Source organism: Corynebacterium sp. H130 (genome assembly GCF_037572395.1).
In the GTDB taxonomy this organism is placed as follows: Bacteria; Actinomycetota; Actinomycetes; order Mycobacteriales; family Mycobacteriaceae; genus Corynebacterium.
In genome coordinates this window covers 88,905-104,618 of record NZ_JBBHLA010000003.1, presented here as the reverse complement: position 1 = coordinate 104,618, position 15,714 = coordinate 88,905, and the positions used below count along the sequence as shown (strand labels likewise).

Here is a 15,714-nt window from a genome sequence, read left to right as displayed (position 1 = left end):
CCTTATTGGTGGAGTTTGGTGAGCGGAAGTGCGAATTCGGCCTGCCACTGATTGCCGATGCGTTTGGTTTCGAGTCGCGAACCGAATGTCTTAAGGATCTTGCGGGATTCCCGAAGCCCGATGCCAGATGACAGGTGGCTCGCGCGTTTGAGGGGGCGGATGGCATTTACCAGGGCCACCCTGCATGAATCACCTATGGTTTGGATTGTGAGCTCTACCTGCGAAGACGGGAGCGCATACTTCACCGCATTCGTGGCCATCTCGGTGAACACCCGCTCAATGCCGGCTGGGAAGGACCTATTCTGTAGCTCCGGAGCAAGTTGCGTATCGACGTCAAACCCGTGGCTTTGTAACAGCCTCTTCGTGACGTCCAGTTGTTCCCCCACCGAGCGCACGATTGAGTGTTCACCTGCATTTTCCCCATCGCGCATCACCTGCAGCAGGTGCCGAACTTCCTGCATAGCCTGACGAGTTTCCTCCGCTATCAGCCGAGCATCATCACCCTCTTTCCCGTCCAATTCCAACCCCAAGGTCTCCGCGCGCATCACCACGGAGGTCAACGTGGTGGCCACCGAATCATGCAGCGTGAACATGAGCTGTTCCCGGTGGTTCTCGACCTCCTCGGCAAGCCGCTTACGCTCTGCCGCGTGCCGCAAACTAATCGAGCGCAATACAGTCCCCGCCCACAAGCCACCGAGGAGAAACGCGACCATCATCAGTGAGCCGGCAGGATCATAGGGCAGATACGTTCCTGTAAAGATGCTGGTTGTGGCCAAATAGCAGACCACCGTGCCGACCCCAAGCGCATAGCGCCACCGCCCCGCTCGAGCGATCAAAGCCACCAACACAACAGCCGACAAAATAAAGATCGTGCTGCGCAAATTCTCATTAGCCGAAACCAAGAGCGCCAGCGCCGTATACAGCGCGCCGGAAGCAATCGGGAATCGTGGGGCCAAGGAAAGAAGCAGCACCGCGCAACTAGCTGCCAGCAATGCATGGGTTGGCTCTTGAAAGTCAGAGACCAGATAAGACAACAGGATGGCGAAAGCGCCAACGGCGGCGACTCGCCAGCTCACAGCGGGTTTTTGATCCAGCACATCCGAGAGTCTAGCGAGCGCTGATAAGTCTTAGCTAAGTAATGATTTAGCGGGCGCTTTAATGGACGCTTTAATGGGCGTGGCCGCCGCCGAGGTGGTGCAGCAGCTCGTGGACCCGGTCGTCGACGAGGCGGTGACGCACTTCCCTGCCATCCTTCACCGGGCTAATCACGCCGGAGGCCTCCATGTTCTTTAGCGCTGCGGAGGCCGTGGCGGTCTTCAGGCCTGTGAGTTCTGCCAGCTCGGATACCGTTGCTTCGGCCGGCCCGCGGTAGTGCATCGCGAGGAGCAGCTTCAGGCGAGTCGGGTCGCCGAGAACTTTGAATAGTGGGGCCCAGTCATCGCCCAGCTGCAGCAGGTCGTCCATAGTTTCTAGTGTAGTGCTGGGCCCGCTTGTTAGGGATGTCGTCGAACGGCGACATCCCTATTTGTCGCCGAACGGCGACATGTTACAATGTCGTCGAACGGCGACATGTGGGAGGTTGAAATGAGAGTTACCACTGTCCAGCAGCTTTCGGTGGCGATCTCGGAGCGACGCAAGCAGCTGGGCCTGACCCAGCAGGAACTTGCAGAACGAACTGGCGTTGGTCGGCAATGGATTAATGAAGTTGAGCGGGGCAAACCGGCAGCTCAGCTGTACTTGATCCTCGATCTTTTAGATGCATTGGGTCTGAAAGTCGAGGTTAGTGCCGATGTCTAAGCTCAATGCTTTCGTTGACGGAGAGCTGATCGGAGAATTTACGTCGAATAATGGTCAGCTCGGATTCCGTTATGTCGACTCCCATGGAGCGTTTCCAATCTCCCTTTCGATGCCTGCCGAAAGGCAGTCCTATGGCAACAAACAGGCCTCTGCATATCTATGGGGACTGTTGCCGGACAACCAGGCTGCGATTGAAAACATGGCACGTGAGGCCGGAACTTCCGCATCTTCGGTCTTTGGGATTCTAGCGGTGCACGGCCGCGATGTGGCTGGCGCATTGCAATTGCTCCCTCCTGGCGAAGAATCAAGCGATTCGATGCGTCATAGCATTGATTCCCATGATGGTTTGCTGGGTGATGATGATTTGGAGTCGCTGCTTCGCGAGACCCTGAATCGTTATTCAACGAGGTCAGCTACTCGTGGGGAGGCATTCAAATTTAGTGTTGCCGGGGCCCAGCCAAAAATTGCACTGACGGCAAATCGAGACGGCAAGTTTCTCGCCCCTTCTAAAAACTTTCCCACTACGCATATCATCAAGCCGAACTTGATTGGGTCGGACTATTTCATCTCAGAGGTTGAGGCCGTCGAACTCATTAGTTTGCGGGCTGCAGAACTCGCGGGATTGCGTACTGCCAAGGTTGACCTGTGGGAATCGCCAAGTGGGAATCTGAAGGCAATAGTCTCAACTCGTTATGATCGATCAATCGACGCAGACGGTGTTATCCGCAGGATTCACCAAGAGGATTTGTGTCAAGCTCTGTCGATTATGCCTAACAAGAAATACCAACATCAGTTCGGCGGTCCAGGTGTCGGAGCAATTTCCAGCTTGATTCGGACGGCTTTACCTCGTTCTGAACGCGGCCAAACTGCGGAAGACTTCTTCAAGGCGTTGGTGTTCAACGTGGGAATTATCGGAACAGACGCACACGCGAAGAACTACTCGTTGTTGCTGAGCGACACGGTTGAATTGGCGCCACTTTACGACATCATTTCTGCCGCAGCTCACGTGCATAGCGATCAAGCTGCATATTTTCCGATGAAGATTGGAAAGACATATGCGATCGATCAGGTCACCATCGATGGGCTTGCTGCTGAAGGCAAAAAGCTAGGAATAGCCGAGGCAGAGGACATGGCAATTGAGGTCTTGACAAAGATCCCATCCGCAATTGAACGAGTGGCTTTGGAAATTGGACGGCTCGATCTTGCCGATAAGCTCATTGACGGCATCATGCAGAAGAGCCCTGTTCGTTGGCTAATGTAGGTTTCACGTGAAACATCAAAAGGCGGTCAGATACTCCAAAATTGCCTTCACCCTGCGGTTTTCCTCTTCCGGAGGTAGGCGCAGCTTCATAAAAATGTTGGCGACATGCTTCGCAACGGCTGCGCCCGACACCACTAAGGTTGCTGCAATCTCCGAATTGGATAGCCCCCGCGACATCAATTCCAGCACTTCCTTTTCACGGGGCGTCAGCTCGCTCAGCCCAGACCTGCCTGCGGACATGAGAGCAGACGCGACGGTCGGATCAATGACTGTGCCACCACCAGATACAACCTCTAGTGATTGTAGGAAGGAGGCGACATCGGCGACGCGATCCTTGAGCAAGTATCCGGTGCCAGCCGAAGTCTGCCCGGCAAAGAGATCCACCGCATACGCTGGGGCAACGTATTGGGACAGCACCATGATGGCCAAGCCTGGGTAAGCAGCGCGCACCGTCACAGCTGCCTTGAGGCCATCGTCGGCCATGTTCGGTGGCATCCGAACATCGGTAATCAGGATGTCGGGGCCCAGGGCACACAGATCCGGAATCTCATCCGCATTCCCAGCTTGCCCGATGATCGAGTGGCCACGTCGTTCAAGTAGTCCCGCCAGGCCCTCACGGATGAGTGCGGAATCGTCGGCGAGCACAATCTTCATGAGGACACTCCAGGTTGGCCACGGTCAAGTAGCAACGGAATGGTGGCAACGACACGGGTCGGGCCACCAAGCGGCGAGGATAGTTCCAGGCTGCCATCGAAAGCCGCGAGGCGCTCGCGCATGCCTGCCAGCCCGTGGCCGTCGATAAGGCGTGCGCCGCCGGGGCCGTCATCGACCACCGACACTCGCAGCGATGCATCGGCAGTGAGCAGCACGGATACGGTGGCGCCGGGGGCGTGCTTGGCGGCGTTGGTGAGGGCTTCGGCGGCGAAGAAATAGCCGGCTGCGAGCACGCTCGGCGAGAGCTCCGGCAGTGGATGTGGCACGACCACAGCAGGGCGGGTGGGGTGTTCTTCGAGCGCCGCAGCAAGCCCATGATCGGCGAGGACCTGCGGGTGGATGCCGTGGACGGTCTGACGAAGGGAATCGAGTCCGTCAGCCACGTCTTGCTTTGCAGCCAGCACTAATTCCAATGCCGGGCCCTCCAGGTCGAGGGTCGCCTCACCCAATTTCATCAGGGCTGCCACGAGGTGCTGCTGCGCGCCGTCGTGAAGGTCGCGTTCGATGCGGCGCCGCTCGATTTCGTAGGCGTCGGCGATGGCGCGTCGGGACGCCGTCAACTCGGCGATCCGCGCCGCTGCCTGGGCTTCCGTGCCCGCCTGCTCGCGCCTAAACCACATGATTTTCTACTGTAGTGGTGAAAGTGGGCGCTCACAGTAGTGCCAGCACTACCTTGGAAATCATTGTCCACACCATGTTTTTCGTCGCTCGCGGCGGCTGGAATGGAAGCCATGGAACAATTCAGATTGCAAGAAGTCACCAAGTCCTACGGCGGAGCCGCCGTGCTATCCGGCATCAACCTCTCAGTTTCAAGTGGCGAAAAGGTCGCCATCATGGGGCCGTCGGGCTCCGGCAAGTCCACGCTGCTCCACTGCATGTCCGGCGTCCTCTCCCCCACCTCCGGCGCCGTGCTTTTCGACGGCACAGACATCGCAGCCCAGTCGGACGCGATGCGATCTCGCCTGCGCCTCAAGTCCTTCGGCTTCGTCTTCCAGGATGGCCAACTCCTCCCGGAACTCACGGCAGCGGAAAACATCGCACTACCCGCCATGTTGACTGGAGTGCCACGTGGAACCGCCCGCAAGCGCGCACTCGGACTGCTGGAACAGCTGGGTCTCTCCGCGCTGGCTCACCGTCGCCCCGGCAACATGTCGGGCGGCCAGGCGCAGCGCATCGCTGTGGCCCGTGCCCTCGTCACCGATCCTGCAGTGATCTTTGCCGATGAGCCAACCGGCGCGCTGGATCAGGCGACGGGACACGAGATGATGCAGCTGCTCACCACCCTGGTCACCGGGCGAGGCACCACCTTGATCATGGTCACGCACGATGTGAAGGTTGCCAATTGGATGGAGCGCCGCATTGAGATCCGCGACGGCATCATCCACGACGATCGCCTGGTTGGAGGCGTGGCCCGATGAAGACCATGCAATTGTCCTGGGACCTGCAAAAGGCATCCCTAGCTGCGCGAACCGGCACTGGTGTAGTCTCCGGTCTCGCGATCTTCTCCCTCACCATCTGCTCCTGGATCGCCTTCATCGTCGCCGGAGGAACCTGGATGTTTTGGGAGCGGCGCGTAAATAACATGCCGTTGCCGGTTTCGGTTCATGAAAGCCGTTCCTCTGAGGAGGTGTTGACTTCTTACGTTGCACTCGCGTTCATTGCCTGTGCATTCCTCGTTCCTGCAATATTTGCGCTGACCTCGCAGGCAGCGGTGCTCGGTGCCTCGGGCCGAGAGCAGCGCCTGGCAGCTCTGCGACTTCTGGGACTGACGTCCGGCGACATCACCCGAATTACGGCCTTTGAAACCGGTATGCAAGCTGTCTTTGGAATTGGACTCGGGTTCTTGTTGGCTCTATTCACCGCTCCCCTGGGCGCACGATTTAGTTTTCAAGGGACGCAGCTGACAGCGACCGATCTCTATTTACCCTGGTGGGGTTATGTCCTTGTCTTCTTGATCCTGTTCTTCCTTGCCATACTGTCATCCGTGATCGGCATGCAGCGCGTGATGGTGTCCCCGCTCGGTGTCGCTCGCCGCGAGATTCCGCGGGCGCTCAAGTGGTGGCGGCTGGTGTTGACCGCCTTGGTCATCGTGGGCGGACTTCTATGGCTGCGTGCGCAAACGCCGTCCACAGATACTGCATTCCTCGTTGGGGTCGGCATTGCGGTCTTCATTATGGTGTCCATGCTGAATCTTGGCATGCCGTTTGCACTGCAGCTCTGGTTCCGCCTCATGGGTCTGCTGCCAGGTACGCAGCATTTTGTGGCAACTCGCCGAATCTTCACCGACGCCCGCAGCGCTTGGCGACGCTCCTCCGCCACAGCCTTCTATGGCGTATTGGTTGGCGTGTTGGTGATCTCCCCACGCGGCAACGATGAATTTTCCACCATCTTCCGCGACGACGCTGAAATCGGAATGATGTTCCGTGACCTCAACATGGGCGTAATGATCACCCTGGTCATCGGCTTCATCATCGCGGCAGTGGCGACTCTGCTTGGCCAAGCCTCGGAGGTCTTTGAGAAGGCTGCATTGACCCGGGCACTGTCATCCCTGGGCGTGCCCCGTCACTTCCACTTCGGGGTCGCCGTATTCCAGATCCTGGGACCAATCGTGCTGGTCAGCCTCGTGGGCTTTTTGCTGGGCAGTGGCATGATGTTCACCATGTTCGGCGCAGCCGGAGACATGGATGTGCCCGCACGAGCGCTGAACGCGGTCATCTTCCTAGTGGCGGGTTGGACACTCACTCTGTTGGCTTTGCTGGCAGTGGAGCCGCTGCGCTCGCGAGTGCTCGCCTCAGGTGGGCGTCGGAACGACTGAAATCTTTCCCCCAATTGGACTCATTTCCTGGCGTTTTCCCAGGACAGTCGGTTCAAATGGGGGAAAGATTTCTATCCCTGCAGGTACAAGGTCTTGCCCTTGTTAGTTATCTTTGCCGGCTTGAGCGGATCGCGCGCCGGGCCCCAGGTCACTTCCCCGGTCTCCAGATCGAAGGTAGAGTTGTGTTCCCTGCAGCGGCCCTTGCCGTTTTCAAAGATCTCAACGCTCCCGCCCTGGTGGGTGCATTCGGCTCTGTAGGCCTTGAACAGACCCTCCTTTGGCTGCGCAACGAAGAAATTGCCGAAGGTTACCGCTCCCCCAACGGGAATTTCGGTGGTCTCGAACTTAGCGATGTGCTCCGGCTCGTGTTCCAGCTTCGTACAGGCTGCCAGAATCGCGCCGGAGAGAGTTGTTGCCGTTCCCAACAGAAAAATGCGTCGTGAGCAGGTCATATTTCTATTATGGAGGCTTACGGTAAATAGTGCAGCGCAGGTAGGATTTCACTTATGAAAAAGAAAACACTTGTCGGATGTGGCGCAGTGCTAGTGGTGCTGGTAATCGCATTCGCGGTATTTCTGAAATGGCTGCCCAGCTATCCGCACGTCGGCGATACTGCCCTTTCCCATGACTCCGATGGCGCCATCACGTTGCATGTCTACGCCTGTCCTGGCGAGGAGGTGCGCGAAATTGAAGTGTGTGGTGGCATGTATGACGGCCCTGGTGGTTCCAATAATCCCTACTGGGTCCATCTCAAACGCGAAGACCCAATGACCGGCTACTTCACGGTCAACCTGAGTAACCCGGAGGGCTGGCAGAAAGAAAAACCAACCAACATTCCCACGGATCCAGAAAAGTACTTGATCGCATCGGCATTTCCGAAGCCAAGCTTCTTCGATCAGGGCAAGCTCATCCGGCCAGTGACATTGCAGGTGAAGGAGCTACAGGCCTGGCCAGCTGATGAGATGGTCCGGAATCAGTGGGAAGCGCCACCGACTGGTACCTCGAAGGAACAGTTGGAGAAGAATTGCACGAAGAGGTAGATGGATTTTTCTTTCACAACTAAGCAGCAGAGAAGCATCCATCGACGGTACTTTCAATTGAACTTAACACCCTACATAACACATGTGGGAAGTAGGTGTTATGTTGAGTGTTAAGTTGTTTCTGCAGGTCAATAGTGGTGTGCAGAATTTCGTGGGAAGTAGGGTGTTAAGTTCGCTCCCCTCTAAGGCAGAATCGTTCCCGTGAAATTGCCGAAAACAACGCCTGAATCAGCAATATCACGGGAACGATTTAGAACAGCCCCTGCTTACCTGCCTCAAATTCACGTCGGTAAGCGATAACGTTGTGTTCCTTCACTTCGCCGAAGCCGCGGACCATGTCTGGCAGGCCGGCAACTCGGGCCGCTTCGGTCAGCCACTCGAGGGTCACGGAGCCGTACATATTGACCACGAGCTGTTCCACAAATGAGCGGTACTCAGCGACCAAGGCGCGTTCCATGCGCCGCTCTGCGGTCATGCCGAAGAAGTCCAGCGGGGTACCGCGCAGGCGCTTGCCGTGGGCCAGGCCTCGCAGTACTGGTTGAGCCCACGGTCCGAGGGAGATCTTCCTGTTCAAACCAAGAGCGCGCAGCACTGGTGGGTGCAGCTTCACCGCAACGCGCGCGTCAGGTCCGAATGCGGATGCAACGTCTCCGTAGACCACTGGATCGGTGGCAAGGCGCGCGACTTCGTATTCGTCCTTGTATGCCATGAGCTTGTACAGGTTTCGGGCCACGGCCTCAGAGAGGATTGTGGTGCCGTGACCTGCGGCTTCCTCGGCTAGGCGGACCTCGTCGACCAGCTCAACGTATGCCTGCGCGTAGGAAGAATTTTGGTATTCGGTGAGCTCGAGGACGCGGAGGCGGATGATGTCATCCAGATTGTGTACCGCCTGTGGGGTCTCCTCCGGACGCATCGCATCCAGGGTGCGCTGCAGCGCGTCAGGGTCGAAGATGGCCTGGCGGCCACGTCGGAAAGCTTGCAGGTTCGACTCGACCGCAACGCCGTTCAGCTGAATCGCTTCCTCGATTGCGGCGGCTGAGATTGGGAGGGAGCCGGTCTGGAAAGCAGCGCCGACCAGGAAAATGTTGGCGGTTGCGGAGTTACCGAAGAGCTCTTCGGTGAGCTGCACCGGGTTCAGCGCGACGAGACGCTTGGAGGACTCGGCGATGCGGGAGGAGATGTCGTCCAGCGCCGGGTAGCCGACGGCAATGTCCTTCACCATTTCGCCCGTCGGGACCTTCGCCGTGGAGAGCACGGCGGTCGTGCGACCAGAAGACGCGACCTTGAGATAGTCGCTGGATGCGCCCACCAAACCATCGGCGCAGAGGTACAGGTCGGCCTCACCTGCTGCGATCTTTGCAGCTTGCTGGATATTTCCAGAAGAAAGCTTCACATCCGAGACCACTGCTCCACCCTTTTGTGCGAGTCCGGTCATGTCGACGGTGCGGGCCTGTAGGCCGTCGATAAGCGCGGCGGTGGCGAGCACGGCGGAGACGGTGACCACGCCCGTGCCGCCGATGCCGGTGATGCGGATGCCGTAGGAGTCGGTGACCTGCGCGAACTCGGGCGCGGGGATGTTGGCGGACAGCGCCGGAGCGGTGAGCGGCTTGACCTTGGAGATGCCGGAGATCGCCATGAACGACGGGCAGTCGCCCTCCACGCAGGAGAAATCGAGGTTGCAGGTGGACTGGTCGATGCGCGTTTTGCGCCCGAATTCCGTGTCGACCGGGTGGACCGACAGGCAGTTCGACTTGTCGCCGCAGTCGCCGCAGCCCTCGCATATGCGCTCGTTGATCATGATGCGCTGGTCCGGGGTTTCGAACTGACCACGCTTGCGCTTTCGGCGTTTTTCCGCGGCGCAGTGCTGGTCGTGCACGAGGACGGTCACGCCCGGGACCTGCGCCAATTCGCGCTGGACGTCGATCATGTCGCCCCGGTGACGGACCTCGATGCCGCGGGGCACTTGTCGACGAGTCGCGCGGACGTCATCAGTGGTCACCACGATGCGCGCGACTTTCTCCGCCTTGAGGATCTCCAGGGTTTCGCGAAGGTTCTTGCCGCCGACCGGGTCCTGGCCGCCCGTCATCGCGACCGTACCGTTAAACAGCAACTTGTAGGTGATGTTCACGCCGGCAGCGACGGCAGCACGGACGGCAAGGGAGCCGGAGTGATCGAAGGTGCCGTCGCCGAGGTTTTGCACGAAGTGGGTTTCCGCAACGAAGGGCGCCATGCCGATCCACTGCGCGCCTTCGCCACCCATTTGGGTCACGCCAACCACGTTGCCCACCTGGCTCTCCGGCTGGAGCAACACCATTGCATGGCAGCCGATACCAGCGCCGACCAGGGAATTCTCCGCCACCTTGGTGGAAGAGTTGTGAGGGCAGCCCGAGCAGAAGTACGGGGTGCGTTGCGCGAGCGGAAGCTGGATCTTTGTGCGTGGCTGTTCAATAGTCTTGAGCTCAATCCCGTGGATAGTACCCAGGCGGTGCACGAGCCCCTTGGTGACGGAGTCAATGTCCAGCTCGCCGAAGCGAGAGAACAGAGGGCTGCCGTCCTCGTTCGTCTTGCCACGAACATTTGGCATGTGGCGGGTGTTGTACAGGATTTCGCGGATTTGGGTCTCGATGAAGTCGCGCTTTTCTTCCACCACGATGACCTCGTCGAGTCCGTCGATGAAATCGTGGAGGATCGTCTGCTCCAGCGGGTAGACCATGCCGAGCTTGAGCAGTCGGATGCCACGCCTGTTGAGATCTTCTTCGGTCAGGCCGAGACGCTGCAGGGCCGAGCACACGTCTAGGTAGGTCTTGCCAGCGGCGACGATGCCGATGCGGTCGCTATGTGTCTTGACCTTGATCTGGTTGATTCCGTTGATTCGCGCGTACTCCACAGCGCGTGGCATGCGGATCTCGAGTTGGGAGCGTTCAAGATCGAGCAGGTTCTTGCCCAGCAGGTGTCCGCTTGGGACGTGCGGGCTTTCTCCCAGGTCGCCGAAGTTTGGCGTCCAGTTGCTGAGGTTCACTGTGCTGGAACCGTCGGCAACGTGGGCTGAAATCTTTAAGCTTGTCCAGAGTCCGCTCGTGCGGGACATGAGAGCTGCGTGAATGCCGAGATCGAGAATGTCTTGGGAATCCGCCGGGTACAGGATCGGCATGTACATGTCCGCGAGCTCCATCTCGGAGGCGCAGGGGACGGTACTCGATTTCGCGCCGGGATCATCGCCGACGATGGCCACTGCCCCACCGGTGCTGCTGGTGCCGATCATGTTCGCGTGTCGCAGCGCATCGGTTGCGCGGTCGAGACCTGGGGCTTTGCCATACCAGTAGCCGACGACACCGTCGATGCCTTGCTTCGTCTGCGCCATCTGAGAACCCATGACCGAGGTGGCGCCGATTTCTTCATTCAAAGCCGGCTGATGTTTCACGTGAAACGGGTCGAGGAACTTCTTCGCCTTGCCTGCAATTTCGAGGTCATAGCCGGCCAGCGGGGAGCCTTCGTAGCCGGAGATGAAGGAGGCCGTCTTTAGCCCGAGGCGCTGGTCGAGTGCCGCGCGGTCGCGCACCATGCGGGCGAGCGCCTGGATTCCTCCAAGAAGTACCGTGCCTTCCTCGAGGGTGTATCGGTCCTCGAGGCTCATCTTGTGGGGTTCAATAACCGTGGTCATCGTGTCACCAGTCCTAACATTGCCAGGGCCCTGTGGTGCGAGCCGTTGTGTTGGCGAACGCCGTGAGATGTGACGGCGCTCACCATGTTTGGACGGATGTTAGTTGGATCTATTGGGCTTGCCTAGGGTTTTTGGGAAGTAAATGTGATCGCGATCACTGGGTTGTGTTGGCAAGGTTTGCAGCAGGTAGAGGTGAGCGGGCGATACTGGCGCCGCGGCATTGTTGCAGGTGTGGCTTAGGAAATCCGGTCGTTGAACATTTTGGCCAGGGTTTGTGGGTTGTGTGTACTGAGGAAGTAGTACTACTACCAAAACGAAAGGTTTTGGGCATGTTTTGAGGGCTTGTTTGTAGTAGTACTACTTCTCCGGTACGACTCCACGGTTTCCTTGACTTAAGGCTCGCCGAACCTCTGCGATGAATGCGCCGTCAATTAAGTCCGGCCATCGAAACCGCAAGACGCGGTATCCGGCATTTTGCAAGCGTGACTCTCTGGCGCGTTCTGCTTTGATAACCTCGTCAAATGGTTGCAACTGGTCGTTGTACTTCACTTCGCCGTCGACTTCAATGATGAGCCAACCATCAATCAAGAAGTCGGGCCTGTAGGTTCTGCCTTCCACGTTGATCGAATGATTTTGAAGCGTGTCATGTTCGGAGCAAATTCCGCTGACGTGCAGATGTCCGAGTGTTAGAGATTCAGCTGGCGATTCTGATTTCGCACTTGCCGTTTTGAAGACTTTTCGTGCCTGGGTCATACCCTTTGCTGGCGGTCCAGAGCGAATCGCGTCCTTAGCCTTCGCAAATGTCTTGGGATATTCACGCAGACACCCTTCAACGATCATCAGTGCGTGGGGAAAATTTTCAAAACGAGCGACATCAATGGCGGTTCTTTGCAGGCTGGTGACTCTCACGCCGGCCTTTTCGACGATCTCCCCTTCTGCAAGATACCCAATTCGAAAGTAGAGATCTCTTTGCTGCTTCTGCTTTCCGCCTGGTCGCCGGTGTTTTGGGTACATGAGCTCGGCAACGAAGGGTTCGTTTCGGTGAATGATGGGAAGCTGCCAGATCGCAGCAGCAGACCGTCCAACTAGCACTGCGGTTCGGGCGCCAAGTCCCACGGCTGTTGCATGCATCATTTCACGCTCCCATAATCGCAGTCTTTTCCATCTGTAGGCATTGGCGTAGAACGTTCCGTGAACTTTTACTAATTCCCCATTGCGGACCTTTGTCCAAAAGGACTCGTCGGACGATGGGATCGTCCTTGAATCAATCAGTTTGAGCTTCATGACCGGAAAGCTAACTCAATGGCCAAATTTGGGAAAGCGGGCTTCATGAAAAGCTGTGGATAATTGCTCTTGGCTTCAATGCTGTGGATAACTTTGGGGTACTGAGGATGTAGTACTACTACAAAGAAGGGTTCAAAAGTGCGCTAAATCAGGCTGGAAACGTAGTAGTACTACATCGCGAGTACGCGTGCAGTCGCGCGAAGTATGCCTGCAGCCGAATGCAAAAGGAAGAGTGTCCCTGGCAAGCGCGTCCCGCTATGTGGAATGACCAGCCCAAACGCGCCGTCGAAAAGGCAAAGCAGTACACTATTACGCATGACAAACCCAGGCGAAAACACTCCTCAGCATCGTTACGGCGCTGCGCTGGCAGCTGACATTGAAACCAAGTGGCAGGGCTTTTGGCGCGAGAACGGCACGTTTAACGCGCCGAACCCGGTGGGCGCGCTCGCGGCACAGGGTGAGCTCCCTAAGGACAAGCTGTTCGTGCAGGACATGTTCCCATTCCCATCGGGCGCAGGCCTGCACGTGGGTCACCCGCTGGGCTACATCGCCACGGATGTTTTCGCACGTTTCAACCGCATGCAGGGCAAGAACGTGCTGCACACGCTGGGTTACGACGCCTTCGGTCTGCCAGCCGAGCAATACGCCATCCAGACGGGTACGCACCCGCGTATTAAGACGCAGGAATCCATCGACAATATGGAGCGTCAGCTCGGCCGCCTGGGCCTGGGTCACGACAAGCGCCGCAGCGTCGCGACCACCGATACCGAGTATTACAAGTGGACGCAGTGGATCTTCCTGCAGATCTTCAACTCCTGGTTTGATCCTGATTTGAAGAAGGCCCGCCCTATTCAGGAACTGATCGAAGAGCTGGAAAACGGCACCCGTCAGACCAAGGATGGCCGTAATTACAACGAACTCACTAAGGTGGAAAAGGCTGAGGTCGTTGACGAGTTCCGCCTGGTCTACCGCTCTCGCTCCATGGTGAACTGGTGCCCGGGCCTCGGCACGGTGCTCGCAAACGAGGAGGTCACCGCTGACGGCAAGTCCGAGCGCGGCAACTTCCCGGTCTTCCGCAAGCAGCTGTCGCAGTGGATGATGCGCATCACCGCCTACTCCGACCGTCTCATCGACGACCTCGAATACCTCGACTGGCCAGACAAGGTCAAGTCCATGCAGCGCAACTGGATCGGCCGTTCCCGTGGCGCCGAGGTCGACTTCTCCTCCCCTGCCGGCAACCTTCGCGTATTCACCACCCGCCCAGACACCCTCTTCGGCGCGACGTACATGGTGCTCGCCCCTGAGCATGAGCTTGTCGACGCCCTGACGGCAGATTCCTATGCTGACGGCGTCAACTCGAAGTGGACCTTCGGCGAGACCACCCCGAAGGAGGCCGTCGCGGCCTACCGCGCAAGCATCGCGGCGAAGTCCGACCTTGAGCGCCAGGAAAATAAGGAAAAGACTGGTGTCTTCCTTGGTACCTACGCCACCAACCCAGTGACGGGTAAGGAAGTTCCGATCTTCATCGCGGACTACGTTCTGATGGGCTACGGTACCGGTGCCATCATGTCCGTACCAGCCCATGACACCCGCGACTATGAGTTCGCCAAAGTTTTTGAGCTGCCAATCGTTGAGGTTGTCAAGGGTGGAAACATCGAGGTAGAGCCGTTTACCGAGTCCGGCGAGGCCGTGAACTCCTCCAACGGCGATCTCGATATCAACGGCCTGGACAAGGCTGCCGCAATCGAGAAGACGATCGCGTGGCTGACCGAAAAGGGCCTCGGCGAGGAGAAGATTCAGTACAAGCTGCGTGACTGGCTGTTTGCTCGCCAGCGCTACTGGGGCGAGCCATTCCCAGTTGTCTACGACGAAGACGGCATCGCTCACGCCCTGCCTGAAAACATGCTGCCAATCGAGCTGCCAGAAGTCGAGGACTACAAGCCAGTCTCCTTCGACCCAGAGGACGCCGACTCCGAGCCTCAGCCACCACTGGCCAAGGCCACGGAATGGGTCGAGGTCGAGCTGGATCTCGGCGACGGCCCACGTAAGTACAAGCGCGACACTAATGTGATGCCGCAGTGGGCAGGTTCTTCTTGGTACCAGCTGCGCTACATCGATCCAGTCAACGACGACAAGTTCTGCGACATTGAAAACGAGCGCTACTGGACCGGCCCACAGTCCGAAAACGACTGCGGTGGCGTCGACCTCTACGTCGGTGGTGTCGAGCACGCCGTTCTCCACCTGCTGTACTCCCGTTTCTGGCACAAGGTCCTCTTCGACCTCGGCCACGTCTCCTCCTTCGAGCCATACCGACGCCTCTACAACCAGGGCTACATCCAGGCCTTCGCCTACACCGATGATCGTGGTGTGTACGTCCCAGCCGCCGAGGTAGTAGAACGCGAAGGCGCGTTCTACTACGGGGAAAAGGAGGTCCACCAGGAATACGGCAAGATGGGCAAGTCCCTGAAGAACTCCGTCTCCCCTGACGAGATCTGCGACGACTACGGCGCCGACACCCTGCGCGTCTACGAGATGGCCATGGGCCCACTGGACACCTCTCGTCCATGGGCAACCAAGGACGTCATCGGTGCGCACCGCTTCCTGCAGCGCCTCTGGCGCCTGGCTGTCAATGAGGATTCTGGCGAGCTCGTGGTCACCGATGCTGAGCTGACCGAAGACGACAAGAAGGCTCTGCACCGCACCATCGCGGGCGTCACTGAGGACTACCAGGAGCTGCGCCTCAATACGGTCGTCGCCAAGCTCATCGAGTTCGTCAACCACCTGACCAAGGCCTACAACGGTGGGGCGCCGCGCGCTGCCGTCGAGCCACTGGTGATCATGCTCGCGCCGATTGCGCCGCATGTGGCCGAGGAGCTGTGGCAGCGCCTGGGCCACACCGAGACGGTCACCTACGTCGACTTCCCTGGCTTCGATGAGAAGTACCTGGTAGACGACGAAATCGAGCTGCCTGTCCAGGTCAACGGCAAGGTCCGCGGCCGCATCATGGTCGCGACCGATGCTGCGCAGGACGCGGTCGTCGCGAAGGCGATGGAGGCCGTCGCTTCGCACGTCGAGGGCAAGACGGTGGTCAAGCAGATCGTCGTGCCAGGCCGAATGGTGAACCTGGTGGTTAAGTAGCCCG

13 protein-coding genes are annotated in these 15,714 nt (G+C 58.3%); 6 read left to right on the top strand and 7 right to left on the bottom strand.

Features of this window, described 5'->3' with window-relative positions; genetic code table 11:
* Nucleotides 1-2: 2 nt before the first annotated feature.
* Together WG939_RS06700 and WG939_RS06695 are read right to left on the bottom strand one after the other, a co-directional pair.
* Complete coding sequence (locus tag WG939_RS06700; protein WP_339983972.1) at nt 3-1,097, bottom strand: sensor histidine kinase; 1,095 nt, start codon at nt 1,095-1,097, stop codon at nt 3-5.
* A gap of 70 nt (nt 1,098-1,167) precedes the next feature.
* The gene (locus tag WG939_RS06695; RefSeq protein WP_339983970.1) at nt 1,168-1,464 is read right to left on the bottom strand and encodes an ArsR/SmtB family transcription factor; all 297 of its coding nucleotides are present in this window, start codon (nt 1,462-1,464) and stop codon (nt 1,168-1,170) included.
* A gap of 120 nt (nt 1,465-1,584) precedes the next feature.
* Here WG939_RS06695 and WG939_RS06690 point away from each other — a divergent pair, with 120 nt between their 5' ends.
* Nucleotides 1,585-1,797: a type II toxin-antitoxin system Y4mF family antitoxin gene (locus WG939_RS06690; protein WP_339983968.1), complete on the top strand. Its 213-nt coding sequence runs from the start codon at nt 1,585-1,587 to the stop codon at nt 1,795-1,797.
* On the top strand, nt 1,790-3,058 hold the full coding sequence (locus WG939_RS06685) for a HipA domain-containing protein (RefSeq protein ID WP_339983966.1): 1,269 nt from the start codon (nt 1,790-1,792) through the stop codon (nt 3,056-3,058). The genes WG939_RS06690 and WG939_RS06685 overlap by 8 nt, the downstream gene beginning before the upstream one ends.
* Nucleotides 3,059-3,073: 15 nt before the next feature.
* Here the strand turns inward: WG939_RS06685 and WG939_RS06680 are convergent, their stop codons facing one another.
* A complete protein-coding gene (locus tag WG939_RS06680) occupies nt 3,074-3,712 on the bottom strand; it encodes a response regulator transcription factor (protein WP_339983964.1) in 639 nt (212 codons plus the stop codon).
* Nucleotides 3,709-4,392 (bottom strand): sensor histidine kinase, encoded by a 684-nt coding sequence (locus tag WG939_RS06675; protein ID WP_339983962.1) that lies wholly within the window; start codon nt 4,390-4,392, stop codon nt 3,709-3,711. The genes WG939_RS06680 and WG939_RS06675 overlap by 4 nt, the downstream gene beginning before the upstream one ends.
* Before the next feature lie 102 nt (nt 4,393-4,494).
* Here WG939_RS06675 and WG939_RS06670 point away from each other — a divergent pair, with 102 nt between their 5' ends.
* Together WG939_RS06670 and WG939_RS06665 are read left to right on the top strand one after the other, a co-directional pair.
* Nucleotides 4,495-5,190: an ABC transporter ATP-binding protein gene (locus WG939_RS06670; RefSeq protein WP_339984546.1), complete on the top strand. Its 696-nt coding sequence runs from the start codon at nt 4,495-4,497 to the stop codon at nt 5,188-5,190.
* A complete protein-coding gene (locus tag WG939_RS06665) occupies nt 5,187-6,587 on the top strand; it encodes an FtsX-like permease family protein (RefSeq protein ID WP_339983960.1) in 1,401 nt (466 codons plus the stop codon). Before WG939_RS06670 ends, WG939_RS06665 begins: the two co-directional genes overlap by 4 nt.
* A 71-nt stretch (nt 6,588-6,658) precedes the next feature.
* On the opposite strand, the gene WG939_RS06660 is transcribed toward WG939_RS06665, so the two are convergent.
* The gene (locus tag WG939_RS06660) at nt 6,659-7,039 is read right to left on the bottom strand and encodes a Rieske (2Fe-2S) protein (RefSeq protein ID WP_339983958.1); all 381 of its coding nucleotides are present in this window, start codon (nt 7,037-7,039) and stop codon (nt 6,659-6,661) included.
* Between the two features lie 54 nt (nt 7,040-7,093).
* Between WG939_RS06660 and WG939_RS06655 the strand changes: the two genes are divergently transcribed.
* Nucleotides 7,094-7,627, top strand: a complete 534-nt coding sequence (locus tag WG939_RS06655) for a hypothetical protein (protein WP_339983956.1) — start codon at nt 7,094-7,096, stop codon at nt 7,625-7,627.
* Between the two features lie 250 nt (nt 7,628-7,877).
* Here the strand turns inward: WG939_RS06655 and WG939_RS06650 are convergent, their stop codons facing one another.
* Together WG939_RS06650 and WG939_RS06645 are read right to left on the bottom strand one after the other, a co-directional pair.
* Nucleotides 7,878-11,288, bottom strand: coding sequence for an indolepyruvate ferredoxin oxidoreductase family protein (locus tag WG939_RS06650; RefSeq protein WP_339983954.1), 3,411 nt, complete (start codon nt 11,286-11,288; stop codon nt 7,878-7,880).
* A 357-nt stretch (nt 11,289-11,645) separates the two neighbouring features.
* Nucleotides 11,646-12,572 carry a hypothetical protein gene (locus tag WG939_RS06645; protein WP_339983952.1) on the bottom strand — a complete coding sequence of 309 codons (927 nt, stop codon included), beginning with the start codon at nt 12,570-12,572 and terminating at the stop codon, nt 11,646-11,648.
* Nucleotides 12,573-12,887: 315 nt separating this feature from the next.
* Between WG939_RS06645 and leuS the strand changes: the two genes are divergently transcribed.
* Nucleotides 12,888-15,710 carry a leucine--tRNA ligase gene (gene leuS / locus WG939_RS06640; RefSeq protein ID WP_339983950.1) on the top strand — a complete coding sequence of 941 codons (2,823 nt, stop codon included), beginning with the start codon at nt 12,888-12,890 and terminating at the stop codon, nt 15,708-15,710.
* Nucleotides 15,711-15,714 lie beyond the last annotated feature (4 nt).